The 18,903-nt window shown below is 73.6% G+C and carries 27 protein-coding genes; 15 read left to right on the top strand and 12 right to left on the bottom strand.

Annotated features, from left to right (window positions below):
- Positions 1 to 155 precede the first annotated feature (155 nt).
- Positions 156 to 605, top strand: coding sequence for an ATP-binding protein (locus Sfr03f_RS22230; protein WP_108955748.1), 450 nt, complete (start codon positions 156 to 158; stop codon positions 603 to 605).
- 122 nt (positions 606 to 727) lie between these two features.
- Entirely contained in the window at positions 728 to 1,147 is a 420-nt protein-coding gene (locus Sfr03f_RS22225) for a helix-turn-helix domain-containing protein (RefSeq protein ID WP_174721631.1), read from the top strand.
- Between the two features lie 64 nt (positions 1,148 to 1,211).
- Here the strand turns inward: Sfr03f_RS22225 and Sfr03f_RS22220 are convergent, their stop codons facing one another.
- On the bottom strand, positions 1,212 to 1,805 hold the full coding sequence (locus Sfr03f_RS22220; RefSeq protein ID WP_108955746.1) for a ClpP family protease: 594 nt from the start codon (positions 1,803 to 1,805) through the stop codon (positions 1,212 to 1,214).
- Between the two features lie 2 nt (positions 1,806 to 1,807).
- Complete coding sequence (locus tag Sfr03f_RS22215) at positions 1,808 to 2,443, bottom strand: ClpP family protease (RefSeq protein ID WP_108955745.1); 636 nt, start codon at positions 2,441 to 2,443, stop codon at positions 1,808 to 1,810.
- 196 nt (positions 2,444 to 2,639) lie between these two features.
- Between Sfr03f_RS22215 and Sfr03f_RS22210 the strand changes: the two genes are divergently transcribed.
- The 3 genes from Sfr03f_RS22210 (at position 2,640) to Sfr03f_RS22200 (ending at position 4,831) form a co-directional block, all read left to right on the top strand.
- A complete protein-coding gene (locus Sfr03f_RS22210; RefSeq protein WP_108955744.1) occupies positions 2,640 to 3,137 on the top strand; it encodes a VOC family protein in 498 nt (165 codons plus the stop codon).
- Between the two features lie 102 nt (positions 3,138 to 3,239).
- A complete protein-coding gene (locus tag Sfr03f_RS22205; protein WP_108955743.1) occupies positions 3,240 to 4,037 on the top strand; it encodes a VOC family protein in 798 nt (265 codons plus the stop codon).
- Between the two features lie 74 nt (positions 4,038 to 4,111).
- Positions 4,112 to 4,831, top strand: coding sequence for a ribonuclease H family protein (locus Sfr03f_RS22200; protein WP_108955742.1), 720 nt, complete (start codon positions 4,112 to 4,114; stop codon positions 4,829 to 4,831).
- 24 nt (positions 4,832 to 4,855) lie between these two features.
- Here Sfr03f_RS22200 and Sfr03f_RS22195 read toward each other — a convergent pair whose 3' ends face one another.
- Complete coding sequence (locus Sfr03f_RS22195; RefSeq protein WP_108955741.1) at positions 4,856 to 5,308, bottom strand: SRPBCC family protein; 453 nt, start codon at positions 5,306 to 5,308, stop codon at positions 4,856 to 4,858.
- Positions 5,309 to 5,484: 176 nt separating this feature from the next.
- Here Sfr03f_RS22195 and Sfr03f_RS22190 point away from each other — a divergent pair, with 176 nt between their 5' ends.
- Complete coding sequence (locus Sfr03f_RS22190) at positions 5,485 to 6,468, top strand: aldo/keto reductase (protein ID WP_108955740.1); 984 nt, start codon at positions 5,485 to 5,487, stop codon at positions 6,466 to 6,468.
- A 70-nt stretch (positions 6,469 to 6,538) separates the two neighbouring features.
- Here the strand turns inward: Sfr03f_RS22190 and Sfr03f_RS22185 are convergent, their stop codons facing one another.
- Positions 6,539 to 6,886 carry a hypothetical protein gene (locus tag Sfr03f_RS22185; protein WP_108955739.1) on the bottom strand — a complete coding sequence of 116 codons (348 nt, stop codon included), beginning with the start codon at positions 6,884 to 6,886 and terminating at the stop codon, positions 6,539 to 6,541.
- Between the two features lie 206 nt (positions 6,887 to 7,092).
- Between Sfr03f_RS22185 and Sfr03f_RS22180 the strand changes: the two genes are divergently transcribed.
- Positions 7,093 to 7,587 (top strand): DUF6328 family protein, encoded by a 495-nt coding sequence (locus Sfr03f_RS22180; RefSeq protein WP_108955999.1) that lies wholly within the window; start codon positions 7,093 to 7,095, stop codon positions 7,585 to 7,587.
- A 179-nt stretch (positions 7,588 to 7,766) separates the two neighbouring features.
- Here Sfr03f_RS22180 and Sfr03f_RS22175 read toward each other — a convergent pair whose 3' ends face one another.
- Both Sfr03f_RS22175 and Sfr03f_RS22170 read right to left on the bottom strand, forming a co-directional pair.
- Entirely contained in the window at positions 7,767 to 8,174 is a 408-nt protein-coding gene (locus tag Sfr03f_RS22175; protein WP_245967698.1) for an SsgA family sporulation/cell division regulator, read from the bottom strand.
- Between the two features lie 131 nt (positions 8,175 to 8,305).
- Positions 8,306 to 9,280 (bottom strand): LLM class F420-dependent oxidoreductase, encoded by a 975-nt coding sequence (locus Sfr03f_RS22170; RefSeq protein ID WP_108955737.1) that lies wholly within the window; start codon positions 9,278 to 9,280, stop codon positions 8,306 to 8,308.
- Positions 9,281 to 9,426: 146 nt separating this feature from the next.
- Between Sfr03f_RS22170 and Sfr03f_RS22165 the strand changes: the two genes are divergently transcribed.
- The 4 genes from Sfr03f_RS22165 to Sfr03f_RS22150 all read left to right on the top strand — a co-directional run bounded on the left by Sfr03f_RS22165 (position 9,427) and on the right by Sfr03f_RS22150 (position 12,085).
- On the top strand, positions 9,427 to 9,843 hold the full coding sequence (locus Sfr03f_RS22165) for a helix-turn-helix domain-containing protein (RefSeq protein ID WP_218028181.1): 417 nt from the start codon (positions 9,427 to 9,429) through the stop codon (positions 9,841 to 9,843).
- Between the two features lie 10 nt (positions 9,844 to 9,853).
- On the top strand, positions 9,854 to 10,273 hold the full coding sequence (locus tag Sfr03f_RS22160; RefSeq protein WP_108955998.1) for a VOC family protein: 420 nt from the start codon (positions 9,854 to 9,856) through the stop codon (positions 10,271 to 10,273).
- Positions 10,274 to 10,434: 161 nt separating this feature from the next.
- Positions 10,435 to 11,094 carry a DUF998 domain-containing protein gene (locus Sfr03f_RS22155; RefSeq protein ID WP_159105703.1) on the top strand — a complete coding sequence of 220 codons (660 nt, stop codon included), beginning with the start codon at positions 10,435 to 10,437 and terminating at the stop codon, positions 11,092 to 11,094.
- A 223-nt stretch (positions 11,095 to 11,317) separates the two neighbouring features.
- Positions 11,318 to 12,085: a class I SAM-dependent methyltransferase gene (locus Sfr03f_RS22150; RefSeq protein ID WP_245967697.1), complete on the top strand. Its 768-nt coding sequence runs from the start codon at positions 11,318 to 11,320 to the stop codon at positions 12,083 to 12,085.
- On the opposite strand, the gene Sfr03f_RS30825 is transcribed toward Sfr03f_RS22150, so the two are convergent.
- From Sfr03f_RS30825 to Sfr03f_RS22135, 3 genes are all read right to left on the bottom strand, one after another.
- Positions 12,078 to 12,224: a hypothetical protein gene (locus Sfr03f_RS30825; RefSeq protein ID WP_174721630.1), complete on the bottom strand. Its 147-nt coding sequence runs from the start codon at positions 12,222 to 12,224 to the stop codon at positions 12,078 to 12,080. The genes Sfr03f_RS22150 and Sfr03f_RS30825 overlap by 8 nt on opposite strands.
- Positions 12,225 to 12,372: 148 nt before the next feature.
- Entirely contained in the window at positions 12,373 to 12,783 is a 411-nt protein-coding gene (locus Sfr03f_RS22140; protein WP_108955734.1) for a RidA family protein, read from the bottom strand.
- A 120-nt stretch (positions 12,784 to 12,903) separates the two neighbouring features.
- Complete coding sequence (locus Sfr03f_RS22135) at positions 12,904 to 13,656, bottom strand: hypothetical protein (protein WP_108955733.1); 753 nt, start codon at positions 13,654 to 13,656, stop codon at positions 12,904 to 12,906.
- Positions 13,657 to 13,772: 116 nt separating this feature from the next.
- On the opposite strand from Sfr03f_RS22135, the gene Sfr03f_RS22130 reads away from it, so the two are divergent.
- Both Sfr03f_RS22130 and Sfr03f_RS22125 read left to right on the top strand, forming a co-directional pair.
- Positions 13,773 to 14,480: a carbon-nitrogen hydrolase family protein gene (locus tag Sfr03f_RS22130; RefSeq protein ID WP_108955732.1), complete on the top strand. Its 708-nt coding sequence runs from the start codon at positions 13,773 to 13,775 to the stop codon at positions 14,478 to 14,480.
- A 47-nt stretch (positions 14,481 to 14,527) separates the two neighbouring features.
- A complete protein-coding gene (locus tag Sfr03f_RS22125) occupies positions 14,528 to 14,728 on the top strand; it encodes a DUF2191 domain-containing protein (RefSeq protein WP_108955731.1) in 201 nt (66 codons plus the stop codon).
- A gap of 70 nt (positions 14,729 to 14,798) precedes the next feature.
- Here the strand turns inward: Sfr03f_RS22125 and Sfr03f_RS22120 are convergent, their stop codons facing one another.
- Together Sfr03f_RS22120 and Sfr03f_RS22115 are read right to left on the bottom strand one after the other, a co-directional pair.
- Positions 14,799 to 15,467 (bottom strand): response regulator transcription factor, encoded by a 669-nt coding sequence (locus tag Sfr03f_RS22120; protein WP_108955996.1) that lies wholly within the window; start codon positions 15,465 to 15,467, stop codon positions 14,799 to 14,801.
- Positions 15,468 to 15,481: 14 nt separating this feature from the next.
- On the bottom strand, positions 15,482 to 16,708 hold the full coding sequence (locus tag Sfr03f_RS22115; RefSeq protein ID WP_108955730.1) for a sensor histidine kinase: 1,227 nt from the start codon (positions 16,706 to 16,708) through the stop codon (positions 15,482 to 15,484).
- 106 nt (positions 16,709 to 16,814) lie between these two features.
- On the opposite strand from Sfr03f_RS22115, the gene Sfr03f_RS22110 reads away from it, so the two are divergent.
- Positions 16,815 to 17,768, top strand: coding sequence for an ATP-binding cassette domain-containing protein (locus Sfr03f_RS22110; RefSeq protein ID WP_108955729.1), 954 nt, complete (start codon positions 16,815 to 16,817; stop codon positions 17,766 to 17,768).
- A gap of 2 nt (positions 17,769 to 17,770) precedes the next feature.
- Positions 17,771 to 18,523, top strand: a complete 753-nt coding sequence (locus tag Sfr03f_RS22105) for an ABC transporter permease (protein ID WP_108955728.1) — start codon at positions 17,771 to 17,773, stop codon at positions 18,521 to 18,523.
- A gap of 29 nt (positions 18,524 to 18,552) precedes the next feature.
- Here the strand turns inward: Sfr03f_RS22105 and Sfr03f_RS22100 are convergent, their stop codons facing one another.
- On the bottom strand, positions 18,553 to 18,870 hold the full coding sequence (locus Sfr03f_RS22100; protein ID WP_108955727.1) for a DMT family transporter: 318 nt from the start codon (positions 18,868 to 18,870) through the stop codon (positions 18,553 to 18,555).
- Between the last annotated feature and the right edge of the window lie 33 nt (positions 18,871 to 18,903).

Genomic DNA, 18,903 nt, shown 5'->3' with positions numbered 1-18,903 from the left:
CCGCGAGGCCCACGCGGGAGGCCCGGCCTCCCGCGTGGGGCCCCGTGAACGGCGTGTTACGCGAATTTCGGTTGGGGAAGAGTGCGAGGGCCCGACCCGGGTACAAGCTCAGGCGCATCAGTATCCGGCCGGGCCGGCATCCGAGAGAGACACGCATGATCGAGCACCTGGACGGGGCCGTGGTGACAACGGGTTTCGACGTCCCCGTGGAACCTCTGCGCCGTGCGACGCACTACACCGGTGAACCGGGGTGCATCGCCGAGGCGAGGGAGTTCGCGGGACAGTTCCTCGAGCAACTGAGGAGCGAGTGGTGCGCCACGGCCGACGAGCGGTACGGCGGGGAACTGCTCCTGGTGGTCAGCGAGTTGGTCACCAACGCGGACCGGCACAGCCATGGCCCGTACATCCTGGAGCTCGAGGGCTCGGACAACCGCGTGACCGTCACGGTCTACGACAGCAGCGTCGCGCTGCCCCAGATCTTCCCCCGTGACCCCAAGCGCGTCGGGCGGCACGGTCTGGAGATCGTCCACGCCCTCGCCGACGAGGTCGTCGTGGAGCGCGTCCCGGTCGGCAAGCGGATACGCGCCACCCTGCGCCTCGGCTGAGCCGGCCCGCCGCGGCCCCGCCCGAGGGGCCGCGCCCGCGCACCGGGCGCGTCGATTCACCTCTGAGCGGAACCGCCGCGGGCGCCCTTGCCGGGTCCCGGGCGCGGCCTAGGCTGAGGAGGGTGAGCAGCCACGAAGCCTCCCGGACCCCCGTCCCCCTCCGCCGCCCGGCGGACCGCCCGGCATCCGGTCCGGCGGGCCGCGCCCGGGAGCCCTTGTGGCGCGACCTCGTGGGAGACGCCCTGCGCCGCGAGCGGCTCGCCCAGGGGCGCACCCTCAAGGAGGTCGCCGAGACGGCGCGGATCTCCATGCCCTACCTCTCGGAGCTGGAACGGGGCCGCAAGGAGGCCTCCTCGGAGGTTCTCGCGGCCGCCGCCCGCGCCCTGGGACTGAGCCTCGGGGACCTGCTCGTGCGCGTCCACAGCGACCTCACCGCGGCCACCGGGACCGCCGCCGGCTCCGTCGCGCACCGCGGGGTCGCCCACCGGGGCGTCCCGCGTCACGCTGTCCCGCACCGCGGAGGCATGTGCCTGGCGGCCTGACGCGGACCACGCGGCACCGGCGGACCCGGACCGCGCGGCACCGGCGGACCCGGACCGCGCGTCCTCACCGGCGCGCGGTCAGCACCTCGTCGGCCAGACCGTAGGCCACCGCCTCCTGAGCGGTGAACACCTTGTCCCGGTCCATGTCCGCGCGCAGCGTCGCCGGGTCGTGGCCGGTGTGCCGGGCGAGGACCTCCTCCATCTGGGCGCGCACGCGCCCCATCTCGCGGGCCCGCAGCGCCAGGTCGGCGACCGTCCCCTGGCTGCCCGCGCTGGCCGGCTGGCCCAGCAGCACCCGCGAGTGCTCCAGCACGAACCGCCGCCCGGGGTCGCCGCCCGCCAGCAGGACGGCGGCCGTCGACGCGGCCTGGCCCACGCAGAAGGTGGCGATCGGCGCGCGCACGAAACGCATGGTGTCGTAAATGGCCATCAGCGACGTCACCGAGCCGCCGGGGGAGTTGAGGTAGAGCGCGATCTCGTTGTCGGGCGCGTCCGACTCCAGGTGGAGCAGCTGGGCGATGACCACGTTGGCCACCCCGTCGTCGATCTCGGTGCCCAGGAAGACGATCCGCTCCGACAGCAGACGGCTGAAGACGTCGGAGGACCGCTCACCGCGCGCGGTCGGCTCGGTCACGTACGGAACCGTGTAGCTTCCCATGATCACAGCCCCGTCCGGCGCCGGGAGGCGCCGGGACGCACCTCGTCGAAGGAGCCGACCAGGCGGTCGACCATCCCGTACTCCATGGCCTGCTCGGCCGTGAACCAGCGGTCCCGGTCGGAGTCCCGGGCGACGGTCTCCCGGCTCTGCCCGGTGTGGTCCGCGATGATCCGCTCGATCTGCCCCCGGGTGAACTCCAGGTTCTCGGCCTGGATCTCGATGTCGGCGGCGGTGCCGCCGATGCCAGCCGAGGGCTGGTGCATCATGATCCGCGCGTTGGGCAGCGCGTACCGCTTGCCGGGCGCGCCCACGGTCAGCAGGAACTGGCCCATGCTCGCCGCGAACCCCATGACCAGGGTCGACACGTCGTTCGGGATCGCCCGCATGGTGTCGTACACGGCCAGGCCCGCGGTCACCGAGCCGCCGGGGCTGTTGATGTAGAGGCCGATGTCGCTGCGCGGGTCCTCCGCGGAGAGCACCAGCAACTGGGCGCACACCCGGTTGGCGGACACCTCGTCCACCTGGGTGCCCAGCATCACGATCCGCTGCGCCAGCAGCGCCGAGGCCAGTTGGTCGTCGAAGGGCGTGTACGGGGTGTCGCCCTGCTGCGCCCGTGGGGCGTACTGCGGTGGAAGCATGCGAGGTCCTCCTGAAGACTTCGGTACGAAGGGGTGCGCTGCCTTCGACCATGCCCGCGCCCGCCCCTGACCGGGGCACATCTCTGCCTGCGGCAGATTCGCCCACGGCAGATCCCGGCCCGCGCGCGGCGGGCCGATGAGTTTCGGACCGCCGGCCGGTCGACAGTGGTGAACGGCGGACGATCGGGAGGAACCGATGGACAGCAACGGATTCACCACCTGCCTCTGGTTCGACAACCAGGCGGAGGAAGCGGCCGAGTACTACGTCTCGGTCTTTCCCGACTCGCGCATCGAGCGGGTCGACCGGTTCTCCGAGGCGGGCCCGGAGAAGGTCACACCGGACGAGAGCGGGTCGGTCGTCGAGGTCCAGTTCACCGTCAACGGCCAGCGGTTCTCCGCCCTCGACGGCGGTCCGCTGTTCCACTTCGACGAGGCAGTCTCCTTCCAGATCATGTGCGACAGCCAGGAGGAGGCCGACCACTACTGGAACACCCTGATCGGCGACGGCGGCCAGGAGAGCCAGTGCGGCTGGCTCAAGGACAAGTACGGGCTGTCCTGGCAGGTGATCCCCAAGGAGGCCCTGGAGCTCATGCGCGACGCCGACCGCGCGAAGGCATCCCGGGCGATGGCCGCGATGCTCACGATGCGACGGCTCGACGTGGCGCAGATGCGGGCGGCCGCCGAAGCCGGCTGACGGACATGCCCCGAGCACCAGGGGCGCCCCGCCCTCGTACGACGCCCGCCGCCCGAACCCGACCGGCGTGAAACCCGAACGACCACGAACGGAGGCCGCACCATGGCCGCACCACCCGAAGGCACCCCGATCTGGGCGGACGCGATGTTCGCCGACGTCGAAGGAGCCAAGAAGTTCTACGGAGAGGTCCTCGGCTGGACCTTCGGCGAGTCCAGCACCGAGTTCGGCAACTACACCGAGGCCTACGCGGACGGCAAGGCCGTCGCCGCCGTGGTCCCGCCGATGCCGGGCGCCGAGGAGCAGTCCGCCTGGTGTCTCTACTTCGCCACCCCGGACGCCGCGGCCACCGCCGCGCAGATCCGGGAGAACGGGGGAGAGGTGGTCATGGAGCCGATGCAGGTCGCCGACTTCGGCACCATGTGCATCGCCCGTGACCCGGGCGGCGTCGTGTTCGGCCTCTGGCAGCCGGCGAAGCACACCGGCTTCGACACCGTCGGCACGCCCGGCGCGTTCTGCTGGGCGGAGATCAACACCCGGGACGCCGGGAAGGCGGACGCCTTCTTCCCGGCGGTCTTCTCGTACAACCAGAAGAACATGCCCGACGACAAGATCGACTTCCGGGTGTACGAGCTGAACGGCGCTCCGCTGATCGGCCGGATGGGGATGACGGAGGACTTCCCGCCGGAGGTCCCGCCGCACATCAACGTCTACTTCGCCGTCCCCGACTGCGACGCGGCCGTCGCGAAGGCCCAGGAGCTGGGCGCCACGGTCCGGTTCGGGCCGGTGACCAGCCCCTTCGGCCGGTTCGCCAGCCTGACCGACCCGCACGGCGCCGCCTTCTCCGTCCTCGACCCGGACACGACGGAGGGCGACATGCCGCCCATGGACGAGGTCGGCTGACCGTCCTCCGGCCGTGCCGGAAGGCCGTCGCGCGGCCCCGCTCCCCTCGGGCGGGGCCGCGCGACGTGCGTGGGATGATCGTGCCCATGCGTGCTGAACGACTGGTCGCCGCCTGCGACGGCGCCTGCAAGGGAAACCCCGGTCCCGCCGCCTGGGCGTGGGTCCTCGCCGAGAACGGCGACACCCCCGACAAGCCCACCCGCTGGGAGGCCGGCCCCCTCGGCACCGCCACCAACAACATCGCCGAGCTGACGGCCCTGGAGCGGCTGCTCGCCGCCACCGACCCCGCGGTGCCGCTGGAGGTCCGCATGGACTCCCAGTACGCGATGAAGGCCGTCACCACCTGGCTCCCCGGCTGGAAGCGCAACGGGTGGAGGACCGCCGCCGGCAAGCCCGTCGCCAACCGGGAACTCGTGGTCCGCATCGACGAGCTGCTCGCCGGGCGCACCGTCGAGTTCCGGTACGTGGCGGCCCACCAGGTGGACGGCGACCCGCTGAACGACTTCGCCGACCGTGCCGCCAGCCAGGCCGCGACCGCGCAGCAGGGCGCGGGCAGCGCGCAGAACTCCCCTGAGCCCCCGCCGTCCCCGGCGCCCGTGGGCAAGAAGACGCCCGCCCGTACGCGCGGTACGCGTACGGGCGGGCGGGCCGCCTCCGCCGGGGGGCCGGTGAGGACCCTCAAGGCCAAGTTCCCCGGCAGGTGCGGAGTCTGCGGTCGCGGCTATCCGGCCGGCGAGTCGATCGCCAAGGTGGGTCAGGGCTGGGGCCATCCGGAGTGCCGCGCGGCCGGCTGAGGCGGTCTCACCGGCGTGGCGCCGTCACAGGACGGTGCCGCGCCACTCGCCGGTCTCGGTGCCGCGCTCCTCGATGAACTTCTTGAAGCGCGCCAGGTCTGCCTTGGCGTTGCGCTCGACGAACCCCAGCTTGTCGCCGATCTTCTCGGCGGCGCCCTCGGGCTGCAGCCGCATGCGCAGGTTCACCCTCGTCGCGCCGGGGGCGACGGACTGGAAGGTGACCCGGCCCTCCTGCTTGGTGTCCCCGTCGACGGTGGTCCAGCTGACGCACTCGTCCGGGACCTGCTCGGTGATCTCGGCGTCGAACTCCCGCTTGACGCCGTCCACCTTGGTCACCCAGTGCGTGAGCGTGTCGGTGCGCTGCTCGATCCGCTCGACCCCGCTCATGAACTCGGGGAAGGTCTCGAACTGCGTCCACTGGTTGTACGCGGTGTGCACAGGAACTCGGACCTCGATGGATTCCTCGATCACGGACACGTGATGTCCTCCTTCGTGTAGCTTGCGTGCCGTGCGTCTTGCCGCCCGCCGCGGAGACAAACCGGATACGGCGAAGAAGCGGAAGGACGCTCTCCGTACCCGTGCCCGCCCCCGCGACCACCCGAGACCCGTGCCCGGGGGTCGGCCGCGCCCCGCGGCGTGACAGACTTGCCGGTATGGAACAGCGAGTAATCGGCAGGTCCGGGCACAGTCTCTCGGTCATCGGACTCGGCACCTGGCAGCTGGGCGCCGACTGGGGCGACGTCGACGAGAAGGACGCGCTGGCCGTCCTCGAGGCGGCCGCGGAGTCCGGCATCACCTTCTTCGACACCGCCGACGTCTACGGCGACGGACGCAGCGAGCAGACCATCGCCGCCTTCCTGCGCGGCCGGCCGGACCTGGACGTCACGGTGGCCACCAAGATGGGCCGCCGGGTCGACCAGATCCCGGAGAACTACGTCCTGGACAACTTCCGGGAGTGGAACGACCGCTCCCGGCGCAACCTCGGCGTGGAGCGGCTGGACCTGGTCCAGCTGCACTGCCCGCCCACGGCCGTCTACTCCACCGACGAGGTGTTCGACGCGCTCGACACCCTGGTGGAGGAGGGCCGCACCGCCGCCTACGGCGTCAGCGTCGAGACCTGCGCCGAGGCGCTGGAGGCGATCGCCCGGCCGCACGTGGCGAGCGTGCAGATCATCCTCAACCCGTTCCGGATGAAGCCGCTGCTGGAGGTGCTGCCCGCCGCCGCCGAGGCCGGCGTCGGCATCATCGCCCGCGTGCCGCTGGCGTCCGGGCTGCTCTCCGGCAAGTACACCAAGGACACCGTCTTCGCGGCCAACGACCACCGGACCTTCAACCGGCACGGCGAGGCCTTCGACCAGGGGGAGACCTTCTCCGGCGTCGACTACGGCACGGGCGTCGAGGCCGCGGCGGAGTTCTCCGGCCTGGTCCCCGCGGGCTTCACCCCCGCCCAGGCCGCGCTGCGCTGGATCATGCAGCAGCCCGGCGTCACCACCGTGATCCCCGGCGCCCGCACTCCGGAGCAGGCGCGCACCAACGCCGAGGCGGCCTCCCTGCCGCCGCTCTCCGAGGAGACGCTGGCGGCGATCCGTGAGCTCTACGAGCGCAGGATCAAGGAGCAGGTCGAGAACCGCTGGTAGCGGGCGGCGCCACGACGGAGGGCGGGACCGGTCACGGTGACCGGTCCCGCCCTCCGTCGTGGCGCGTCGCTCACGCCTCGATGAGCAGTTCCCGCTCCTGCTCCTGGTCCCCGGACACGATCCCCTGGTCGCGGACCGTGAACGCCGCGGACAGCGCCTCGCCCGCCTTGTGGACCGCCTCGGGCGTGCCCTGCAGGGTCACGGTCACCGGATCGGCCACCCCGGTGCGTCCCGAGTCGTCCGGCGGGGTGGGAGCGGAGCTCTCACCACCCCCGAAGACGGCGGTGTGCACCGTGGCGTGCTCGTCCTTCGGCTGCGAGTCCGGAGGCCCGAAGACGGGCTCCAGCGTGCGCAGAACCGCCTGGGCGTCGGAGCAGTGCCCTCCGGTGAGGGTGATGGTGAGCTGTGTGCCGGTCATGGTCAACGGACTCCCTCGGCCCAGATCGCCTGCCTGATTGCAGCCTGACGGGTATCCGCGCCGCCGAGATGCGAAACCGGGCGACCCGCTACTGGCCGGTCACGCCTGCTTGCCCTGGGGAATCACGGGCAGAAGGGGCACTCGGACGAAGGACCCGGCGAACAGGAGTAAGGGTGAGCGGTAACCGACCCGACGACGAGGACGGCGTGAGCGGCGGCATAGGCCGGCAGCTCAACCGCGGCCGCAACGAGACGGAGGAGGAGGCGGCCGACCGGAAGTGGAGCGAACTGATCCAGGAGGTCCGGGTCGCCCAGACGGGCGTGCAGATCCTCTTCGGCTTCCTGCTCACCGTCGTCTTCCAGCCGGGCTACGAGGAGCTGGGGAGCACCGACCGGCGCATCTACCTCGTCACCGTGGTCCTCGGCGCGGCGACGACCGGTGCGCTCATCGCGCCCGTCGCCCTGCACCGCATAGTCTCCGGCCGCCGGGTGAAACCGCAGGCCGTGCAGTGGGCGGCCCGGGTGACCTTCACCGGTCTGGTGCTGCTGCTGGGGACCATGACCTCCGCGCTGCTGCTGGTGCTCCGCGTCGCCACCCACGACGGCTTCGTGCCCTACCTCGTCGCGGGGGTGCTCTCCTGGTACATCCTGTGCTGGTTCGTGCTCCCGCTGTGGACGCGCTACCGGTACACCTCGAAGTAGTCACCGCCCGGAACGCCGAAGGCCCGGTCCCCTCCGTGGGGCCGGGCCTTCCGTCCTGTTCGTCGCTGCCGTTCTTCCTCGTCCGGTATCCGTCTCTTCCTCGTCCCGGTGATCCGTCCGCCCCGTCCCTCCGGCGTGACCGCCGGGCCGGGGCCCTCGCGCCGCGCCCGGGCGTGGTCTCATCCGTTGGCCAGGAGCTCCGAGAGGAAGCTGTCCACCTCGACCTGCTCGTCGCCCGGCGCGACCACCCGGTACGTCTCCTCCAGGAACCGCTCCACGGCCGGCGCCCACGCGTGCACCACCGCGTGGTGCCGGGCTCCGTCCCCCTTGTGCTCCCCGTAGAAGTCCATCCGCAGCTCGTGCCAGCCGCGGGCGTAACGCGGGGAGAAGCGCACGTCGCCCTCGCCGACCGGACGGCGCAGACCCTCGGCGAGCATCTCCCGGGCCAGTCGCCAGCGGGCCAGCACCCGGCCGTCATGGCTGAAGGTGGCGGTGACCGCGAACGGGTCCTCCTTGTCGTAGCTGAGGTGGGCGAGCACCGCGAAGCGGTTGGCGTCGTCGCCGCTCCCGCCGGACTGGAGCTGCATCACAACGGCCCTGTGCACGAACGCGCTCGACTTCATCGAGACCTCCGGGGGGAGTGGACGGGAGATGTACCGTGCCCACCCTGTTACCCCCACTCACGGCAGCCATGACCACGACTTCCGCGCTCCGTGGATCAGCCGAAGGCGTTGCGCAACTCCGGCAGCAGCGTCCGCTCGGACCACTCCAGGAACGGGTACTGCGTCTCGTCCCCGCCGATCTGCACCAGGGCGAGTTCGGTGAAGCCCGCCTCGGCGTAGGGCCGCACCGCCTCGACGTACGCCTGGGGGTCGTCGCCGCAGGGGATCGAGGAGGCGACGTCGTCCGGCCGCACGAACTGCGTGGCCGCGGCGAAGGAGTCGGGATGCGGCAGTTCCGCGTTGACCTTCCAGCCCAGCCCGAACCAGCGGAACATCTCGTGCGCCCGGGCGACCGCGGCGTCGCGGTCCGGGTCGAAGCAGACCGGCAGTTGTCCGACCCGCGGCTTGCCCTCGCCGCCGTGCTGGTCGAACAGGTCCAGCAGGTCCTTCTTCGGCTCCGTCGCGATCACCAGGTCGGCGTAGTGGCCGGCCAGGGCGCAGGACTGCTCGCCGGACACGGCGATCCCGATCGGCGGGGGCTGGTCGGGCAGGTCCCACAGCTTGGCCGAGTCCACCTGGTAGTGCTCCCCGTGATAGGTCACGTGGCCGCCCTCGAAGAGCGCGTGGATGATCTCCACCGCCTCCTCGAACTGCTCGTGCCGCACGTCCACCGGGGGCCAGCCCTGGCCGACGACGTGCTCGTTGAGGTTCTCGCCCGATCCCAGGCCCAGCCGGAACCGCCCCTGGGACAGCAGCTGGAGGGTCGCCGCCTTCTGGGCCACCACCGCGGGGTGGTACCGGTAGGTCGGGCAGGTCACGTACGTCATCAGCGGGATCCGCGAGGTCGCCTGCGCCGCCGCGCCCAGCACCGCCCACGCGTACGGGGAGTGCCCCTGCTCGCGCAGCCACGGGAAGTAGTGGTCGGAGGTCACCGAGAAGTCGTAGCCCACCTCCTCGGCCCGCACCACGTGCCCCACCAGCTCCCGGGGCCCTGCCTGCTCGGTCATCATCGTGTAGCCGAATTGCACCATGCCCGACGCGTTCCCGACATAACGGACGGAAAACCGCGCGGTGGGCCGCTCGGTGGCCGCCACCACCGTCCCGGACCCGCCGGAACGGGGCCTGGACGCCCCGAACGCCGGTCCGCCGCCGGCCGTTGTGGCAGGCTGAACGGGTGATGCTCGAGGATCTGGTCCGGCTGCGCCGGGCGCGGGACACGATGGACCGCGACTACGCGGAACCGCTCGACGTGCCGGCGCTCGCCGCCGTCGCCCTGATGTCGCCCGGGCACTTCTCCCGCAGCTTCCGCGCCGCGTTCGGGGAGACCCCCTACAGCTACCTGATGACACGCCGCGTGGAGCGGGCCAAGGCCCTGCTCCGCCGCGGGGACATGTCGGTCACCGAGGTCTGCTTCGCGGTCGGCTGCACCTCCTTGGGGTCGTTCAGCTCGCGCTTCACCGAGCTGGTCGGCGAGACGCCCAGCGCCTACCGGGCCCGGGACCACTCGGCGGGCGCGGCCGTGCCGCCCTGCGTCGCCAAGCTCTACACGCGACCGATCAGGAACGGAGAAGCGAAGTCCGACTCCCGCGCCTAGCGTGGAGCGCATGGACATCAGACTCTCGCAGTGCTTCATCGCCGTCGACGACCACGACAAGGCGCTCCCCTTCTACCGCGACGCCCTCGGGCTCGAGGTGCGCAACGACGTCGGCTTCGAGAACATGCGCTGGGTGACCCTCGGCTCCCCGGCGCAGCCCGACGTGTCCGTGGTCCTGGAGCCGCCGCTCGCCGACCCGAACGCCTCGCCCGCCGACCAGCGGGCGATGGCGGAACTCCTCTCCAAGGGGCTGCTGCGAGCCGTCATCTTCGCCACCGACGACGTCGACGCCACCTTCGAGCGCATCCGCTCCGCCGGTGTCGGCGAGGTGCTGCAGGAGCCCACCGACCAGCACTACGGCGTGCGGGACTGCGCCTTCCGCGACCCCGCGGGCAACATGATCCGCTTCCAGCAGGCCCGGAAGGGCTGACACGGAGGCTGTCACCGCGTGCGAGGAGCGGCCGGTGACGACCGGTCGGCGTGGCGCGGTCCGGACGGGTGAGCCGCCCGCACGCACGTGGACCGCCCGGGGTGCCGGGAGCGCGGTCCGCTGGTCGACTGATCACACCGACGTCGTGCGAGGAGGCGCAGGTGGGCGATCGGCTCGGGCAGGCCGCGTGGGTGGCGGGGGTCGCGCAGTTCTTCGTGTTCCACGCGATCGTGGAGTCCGCGTGGCCGCGTCCCTACAGCTGGGCGGCGCACAACATCAGCGACCTGGGGAACGTCACCTGCGGCCCGCAGGGGCGGTCCGAGCCGCGCTACGTCTGCTCGCCGGAGCACGCCCTGATGAACGGCTCGTTCATCGCCCTCAGCGTGCTGTTCCTGGCCGGGGTGGTGCTGGCCGGCGGCCTCTGGCGGCACGGTCCGGCCGGCCTGGCCACCCGCGCCGCGCTGGCCACCACCGCGAGCGGCTTCGCCCTGGCCGGCCTCGCCCCCGCCGACGTCGACGAACCCGTGCACGTGCTCGGGGCGGTGCTGGCGCTGGGCGTCGGCAACCTCGCCCTGTTCCTGGCCGGCGCCGGCCTCGCCGACCGGGTCCCGAGGCTGTGGCGCCGGGTCGCGGTGGTCGCGGCGGCGACCGGGTCGACCGCCTGCGTGCTGCTCCTTCTCGAGCGGGACATGGGTCTGGGGACGGGCGGCATGGAACGCTTCGCGGCCTATCCGATCCTCCTGTGGGCCTTCGCCCTCGGCCTGGCCGGCCTGCTCGGCCGCCTCGACAGGGTCACGTGGCCGACGCCGCCGCACCGGTGAGGGGGAACCTCGCGGGGCCGCCCGGGAAGAAGTCGGACCGGTGGCCCCGGCGGCGCGCGGAAAGGGGCCGACAGGGCCGCCGGGGGCACTGTTCGCGGCCCGGCGCGGCAGCCGTGGGAGCACCTGACCGCGCGGTGCGCCCAGGCGCCCCACGGCCCGGCCACGCCGGGCCCCCGACGACTCCGACCTGGGCCGACTCCCGTCGCGGGCCTAGGATGCAGCGATGGAACGCACTCCGCGGAGCATGCGCAGTGTTCGCACGACCGACGACGTGCTCCGGCTGATGGACGCCCTCTTCGCCCCCGGGGCGGACCGGTGGACGGACGAGGGCGCGGACTGGTGGGACCGGTTCTACGCCGACCGCTCCCGCGGCGTCCCCTTCTTCGCCGCCGATCCCGACGAGAGCCTGGCGTCCTGGCTCGACCGCGGCCTGGTCACCGCGGGCGCCCGCGGCCGCGCCCTGGACCTCGGGTGCGGGCCGGGGCGCAACACGCTGCGGCTGGCCCGGCACGGGTTCGCCGTCGACGCGGTGGACCTCTCCCTGAAGGCGCTCGCCTGGGCGCGGGAACGCGCCGGACAGGCCGGCGTCGAGGCGCGGTTCCACCGGGCCGACGCCTTCACCCTCACCGAGCGCGACCTGGACGGTCCCTACGACCTGGTCTACGACTCGGGATGCTTCCACCACCTGCCCCCGCACCGCCGCGTCAGCTACCTGGCCTTCCTGGAGCGGTTCCTCGCCCCCGGCGGCGCCTTCGGCATCAGCTGCTTCGCGGCGGGCGCGGAGAACTCCGGGACGGAACTGCCCGACCTCGCCCTCTACCGGGAAGCCGGCCTGCACGGGGGAGTGGCGTACGGCGACGACGACCTGCGGTGGATCTTCTCCGACCTCACCGAGGTGGAACTCCGCCGGATGCGCCGGCCCGCGCCCGGGTCGGGAACCTTCGGCGAGCCCTTCCTCTGGGCCGGACTCTTCCGCCGCCCCGTCAGATGACGGGCGCCGCCCGGTCCAGCCGCTCCCGCTGGGCGGCGGTGAGCCGCAGGGCGCCGGCCGCGACGTTCTCCTCCAGGTGGCCGGCCGGTGCCGGGCGTCCGTCGTGGGCCCAGCCCTGTGGGCCCGCGGACCGCGCCACGCCGACCTTCGTGGCGATCAGCAGGCCCTCGTGTGGAGGGCGGGCCGGTCCCGCCCCTGTCCCGAAGCGGTGGGAAGGCGCATCGCGCCGAAGCCGACGCGGCCGACCGGAAGCCGCCCGGCGCGGGCCCGCGGAGCCGTCCCCCGGGTCACCGGGGGAGCACTGCGAAGGCCTCGACCTCCAGCAGGAGTTCGGGGCGGATCAACGCGGACACCTCCACCGCCGTGCTCGCCGGCGGGCGGCCGGTGTCGATGTACCGGTCGCGGACCGCCCGCACCTCGGGGAGGTCGGTGATCCGGGTGAGGTAGAAGCCCAGCTTCACCACGTCGGCGAAGGAGGCGCCGGCCGCCTCCAGGCACCGCTCGAGGTTCCGGAAGACCTGGTGTGCCTGGGCGGTGACGTCGCCCTCGCCGACCACCCGGCCCCCGGCGTCCAGGGGGACCTGGCCGGAGATCACCGCGAGGCGGCCCTCGGCCACGACCAGGGGGCTGTATCCGTTGCCGGGAGCCAGGCCGTCGACGGCGGGGTGGAGCAGGGTGGTGTTGTCGTTGCCGGACATGTGTTCCCTTCTGTGACAGGACGTCACACCCTACAAAGGCACCGTCCCCCGCGCGCCCGGTTTCCCGCCCCGGCCGTCACCCGGCAGCCGGCCGATCGTCACCCGGCGGCCCGCCGGCCGTCAGCGCGGCGGCTCGTCGTCGGGGCGGCCGCCGATCCAGTCCTGCGCCGAGCGCAGCCGGCCCGACCAGCGCCGTTCGTGCCGCTCGGCCCGCCGCTCGGCGCGGGCCAGGGCGCGGGGGCGGCCGCGGTAGAAGCGGCGGGCCCAGGGTGAGCCGGGGCGGGCGAGGCGGACCGCGCCCACCAGTGAGACGAACGGGACCACCAGGCCGAAGACGGCCATTCGGGCCTTCCCCTTGGCCAGGGCCAGCAGGGCCAGGGCGAAGTGCACGACGACGGTGACGGCCACGGTGCCGCGCCCCTCCCGGTCGCCCTCGTCGAGGCCGTCCACCCCGAACGGCAGGAAGCCCGCGAGCAGCAGCCCGGCCAGGGCGGCGGTGATCGCCACCACCTCGACGCTCTTGCGGCCCGCCTCCGACCAGTAGACGTCGTCCAGATGGAGGATCAGCGCGAACTCGTCCAGCACCAGTCCGGCGCCGACGCCGAAGACCACCGCGGCGGCCCAGGCGCCGAACCCGTGGCCGCCGCTCGCGACCGAGGTGAAGCCGCCCGCCACGGTGAGCACCACCCCGGGCACCACGTGGTGGACGTGCACGCCGCCGCCGGTTCGGACGTTGCGGAAGGGACCCCGGCCGGCACGGATCATCCGGGTCACCAGCCGGGTGACGGCGAAGGTGACGACGAAGGCCGTGAGGGCGAGCAGCAGGGGGAGCTTGCCGGGCTCGACGATGTTCCGGTACAGCCAGTGACCCATGACGGGACTCTATGTCGACATGTCCCTTCCCTCCCGGTTGGGCGGGCGCGTCGGCCCTGCCGGCCCGGCCCTAGGATGAGCGGGCCGACGAGCGGCGACGACCTTGGAGGACACCCATGACCGGCGGACCGCTGAGCATCGCCGTCGCGCAGCCGCGCACCGTGGCCCACGACGTGGCGGGCAACGCCCTGGCCCACGCCGAGGCGGTGCGGGCGGCGGGCGCCAGGGTCGTGGTCTTCCCCGAGCTCTCCCTCACCGGTTACGAGCTGGACGCCGCCGTGGTGGAGCCGGACGACGAGCGGCTGGCCCCGATCGTCGCCGCGTGCGCCGGGACCGGCACGCTCGCCCTGGTCGGCGCTCCGGTCCCCGGGCCGCACATCGGGGTGCTCGCGGTGGACGGCGACGGCGCCCGGGTGGCGTACGGCAAGACGCACCTGTACGGCGCCGAGGCCGACCGCTTCGCGCCCGGCGAGCCGACCGTGCTCGAGGTCGACGGCGTCCGGCTGGGTCTCGCGGTCTGCCGGGACACCGGTCTGCCCGAGCACGCGGCGGCCACCGCCGCCCTCGGGATGGACGGCTACGTGGCCGGCGTGGTGCACTCCGACGCCGAGGCCGAGGTGCACGGCGAGCGGGCCCGCCGGGCCGCCGCCGACCACGGCGTCTGGGTCGCCACCGCGGCCTTCGCGGGACCCGCCGGCGGCGGCTTCGACCGCACCTGCGGGCGCTCCGGCGTCTGGGCCGCAGACGGGTCCCTCCTCGCCGAGGCGAGCGACCTGCCCGGCGACTTCGCGAGGGCGGTCGTCCCCGCGCGGCGCAACGGCTAGAGTCCGCACGGAGCCCGGCCGTCCGGCCGGCAGACAGGGGGAGAGCCGTGGCCAAGGTCGCCGTCAGCCTGGACGCCGAACTCGTCGTGGAGGTGATGGTCCTCTCGGGGACCGGATCGCCGCAGGACGCGGTCGAACTGGTGGTCCGCGACTACATCGCCCGTGGTCACCGCACCGAGGCGCGCACCGAGCTGAAGGACGAGCGGCTGCGGGAGATCGACGCCGAGCCGCAGGAGCCGCAGGGCTGATCCTCGGCGGCCGGGGGCCCGCGCACCGGGGCGGCACCGGGGCGGCGCCGGGGCGGCCGTTCCCCCGGCCTCAGCCCGGCGAGACGAACCCCGACTCGTACGCGGCGATGACCGCCTGCGTGCGGTCCCGCACCCCGAGCTTCGCGAGCACCCCGCTCACGTGGGACTTCACCGTCTCGGTACCCACCACCAGCCGGCCGGCGATCTCCGCGTTGGACAGGCCGCGGGACATCAGCCGCAGCACCTCCGCCTCCCGCTCGGTCAGCCGGGCACGCTCCAGCCGCGCCCGCGCCCGCGCCTCGGCGTCGCCGCGCGTCGCCCCGTACTCGGCCGCCAACTGCCGCACCGCCGCCGGGAAGAGCAGGGAGTCGCCCTCGGCCACCAGCCGTACCGCGCCCACGATCTCGGCGGGCCTGGCCCGCTTGAGGAGGAAACCGTCCGCGCCCGCCCGCAGCGCGCCGTACACGTACTCGTCGTTCTCGAAGGTGGTGACCACCAGGATCTTCGGCGGCTCGCCGACCGACCGCAGCACCGCGCGGGTCGCCTCGATGCCGTCCATCAGCGGCATCCGCACGTCCATCATCACCACGTCCGGGCGCAGCCGCCGCACCAGCGGGACGACCGCGGCACCGTCCGCCGCCTCGCCGACCACCTCGATGCCCGGTCCCGCCTCCAGCACGGCCCGCAGTCCCATCCGCACGAGCGGTTCGTCGTCGACCAGGAGCACGGTGAGCGGCATCGGCACAGCGTAGATCACCTGGCCGGCAGGTCCACGCGCAGCACCCACAGGCCGCCCTCGGGCCCGGCGGACGCCTCGCCGCCCAGCAGCGCGGCCCGCTCCCGTATGCCGCGGATGCCGGTGCCCCCGCCGCGCAGCCCCGCCGTCCCTCCCGCCCCGGGCAGCGGATTGCGGACCTCCATCCGCAGCCGGGTCCCCTCCACCGCGAGCCGCACGCCCACCGGCAGCGACCCCGCGTGGCGCACCGCGTTGGTCAGGGCCTCCTGCAGCATCCGGTAGCCCTCCCGGGAGACCGGCCCCGGCACGGTGTCCAGCGGTCCCGCCACCTCGGCGTCGACCCGGGCACCCGAGGAACGGGCCGACTCCAGGAGCCGGCCCGCCTCACCCAGGCCGGGCCGCGCGCCGGCCGGGCGCTCAGGGTCGCGCAGCACCAGCAGCACCCGCTCCAGGTCCTCCAGTGCCGCCCGGCCGGTCTCCTCGACTGCTGCGAGGGCCTGCTCGGTGAAACGGGCGTCGCCCGCGGCCCGTGCCGCCCCCGCCTGCACCACCGCCAGGGTGAGCGCGTGCCCGATGGAGTCGTGCAGTTCCCGGGCGATGCGGTTGCGTTCCAGCAACTGCTCGGTCCGCTCCTCCAGCCGGGCCAGCCGCTCCTTGGCGGACGGCCCCAGCAGCGCCCTGGCCGCCCGCGCCATCAGCGCGCCCACCACCGTGACGAAGGCGAGCAGCACGGCCAGGTCCAGCACGGCCAGCAGCCCGTACCACCAGGCGGTGCCGGGCATCCGGTACGCGGAGGAGACCCCCGGGTCGCCGAAGGCCGCCCCGACCAGCGACAGGCACAGGCCGGCCAGCAGGTTGGACACCAGCGCGACGGCGCACCCCACCTCCAGCCGCAGCACCAGCCAGGCCGCGGTGCGCAGCCGGTCGTTCCACGAGGCCGACGGAGCGGCGGAGACGCCCTGGTCGTCGCCCGCCCTCCCCGAGGCGTCCCTGGCGTGCGGGCCGGGGAACAACATCAGCCGGGCCTGCAGCCCCTCGGCGGTGCGGACCGCCGGGACCGCGAGGGCGAGCAGCACCAGCAGCGGCGCCGGCTGCAGGACGATCACCAGCCAGTCGGCCGGGGTGAGGTCCACCAGCCCGGGAAGGACCAGGGCCATCACGAGCGGCAGGATCACCGTGACCACCAGGTGCAGCCACCGGGTCCAGGTGACCGCGCGGGTCAGCGGCTGAAGGAGGCGAGGCACCCGGTCATGCTGTCAGAGGAGCCGCCGCCGGCCCTCCCCCGTGCGGGGGAGACGAACCCCTCCCGCCGGGGATGGCTCCGTGCCCTCCCGGCGACAGGCTGGGGACATGACCACGATCGAGCTGACCGCCCTGACCAAGGAGTACGGCTCCCGCCGCACGGTGACCAGAGCGGTGGACGACCTCACCTGCACCGTGGAGCCCGGCCGGGTGACCGGCTTCCTCGGCCCCAACGGCGCGGGCAAGTCCACCACCATGCGCCTGGTCCTCGGCCTGGACCGCCCGACCTGTGGCACCGCCACCGTCGGCGGCCGGGACTACACCACGCTCGGCTCCCCGCTGCGCACCGTCGGCGCCCTGCTGGACGCCCACTCCGCCCACCCCTCACGCACCGCCCGCGACCACCTGCGCCACCTCGCGGCGAGCAACCGCATCCCGGCGCGCCGGGTCGACGAGGTGCTGGAGGAGGCCGGGATCGCCTCCGTGGCCGGGCGCCGGACCAGGACCTTCTCGCTCGGCATGCGCCAGCGCCTGGGCATCGCCGCCGCCCTGCTCGGCGACCCGCCGGTGCTGATGCTGGACGAGCCGGCCAACGGCCTCGACCCCGAGGGCTTCGTGTGGTTGCGGCGGCTGCTGCGCCGGCTCGCCGGGGAGGGGCGCACGGTGCTGATGTCCAGCCACCTGATGAACGAGACCTCCGCCGTCGCCGACCACCTGCTGGTGCTGGGCCGCGGACGCCTGCTCGCCGACGTCGGCACGAGCGCGTTCATCGACCGCAACTCCGCCCCGCGCGTCCAGGTCCGCACCGGCGACCCGGTGCGCCTGCGGGCGAGCATGGCCGCCAGGGGCCACGCGATGCGGGAGGCCGGGGGCGGCCGGTGGACCGTCGAGGGCGCCACGGCCGAGGAGGTCGGCGCGGTGAGCGCGAGGGAGGGCATCCCCGTCCTCGAACTCACCGATCTGCGCGCGTCGCTGGAGGACGCCTACCTCGCCCTCACCGCCGCGTCCGCGCAGTTCGCCGCCGCGTCCCCGCCCACCACGACCAGCCCCCAGGAGGCCTGACCATGCCCGTCGCGTCCATCCCGTCCGTCGCACCCGTGCTCCGCTCCGAGTGGATCAAGATCCGGACGGTCCGGGCCAGTTGGGGCTCGCTGCTGGCGATCCTGCTGGTCACGACGGCCCTCACCGTCCTGACGTACTCCACCGTCGGCGAGGCCGAGGCGGCGGACGGGGGGCAGCAGGTGAAGGAGGCGTTCTACCCGCTGAACTTCGCGCAGGTCGCCGCACTCGCCTACGGGGCCACCGCGGTGGCGTCGGAGTACCGGGAGGGCGCCCTGCGGGTCTCGCTGGCGGCCGTGCCGCGCCGCGGCCTCCTGTACTGGTCGAAGACCGCGGTGATCGCGGTCACCGCCCTGCTGGTGTGCGTCCCGACGACCTTCGCGACCTTCCTCGTGGGCCAGGCGTTCCTCGGCGGGCACGCCATCGGGCTGGACCACCCGGGAGTGCTGCGGGCCTGCGCCGGCGGCGCGGTCTACCTGGTGCTGATGACCCTGTTCGCCGCCGGTCTCACCTTCCTGCTGCGCAGCGCGGTCGGCGCGCTGGGCATCCTGGTCCCGTTCGTCCTGGTGGGGTCCTTCGTCCTCGGGGACGCGGCCGGCGGGATCGGCGCCTACCTGCCCGACCGGGCCGGCAGCCACTTCTTCCGGGAGACCCCGCCCGGCCCGCTCGGCCCCTGGGAGGGCCTGGGCGTGACCGCCCTGTGGGCGGCCGCGGCGCTGGCCGCGGGCTGGTGGGCGGTGCGCCGCCGGGACGCCTGAGCGCCCGCGCGGCGGCGCACCGCCGCAGGTCAGTGCAGGAACTTCAGCCCCACCACCCCGCCCACGATCAGGGCGAGGCAGATCAGCCGGGCGGCGGTGGCGGGCTCGTGCAGGAAGAACATCCCGTAGAGCGCGGTGCCGACGGCGCCGATGCCGACCCACACCGCGTAACCGGTGCCGATCGGGATCGAGCGCATGGCGTAGGCGAGTCCGCCCATGCTGAGCAGCAGGGCGACGGCGAAGAGCAGGGAGGGGACGAGGCGGGAGAACCCGCGGGAGGCGTTCAGGGCGACGGCCCAGACGGTCTCCAGCAGTCCGGACACGATGAGCACGAGCCAGGCGGACACGGTGGCGGAACCTTTCGGACGAGGCGACAGCGC

Origin of the sequence: Streptomyces fragilis (assembly GCF_003112515.1) — a bacterium.
Classification (GTDB): Bacteria; Actinomycetota; Actinomycetes; order Streptomycetales; family Streptomycetaceae; genus Streptomyces; species Streptomyces fragilis.
Note: the sequence above shows the minus strand (reverse complement) of the source record. Positions and strands in the feature narration are given on the sequence as shown.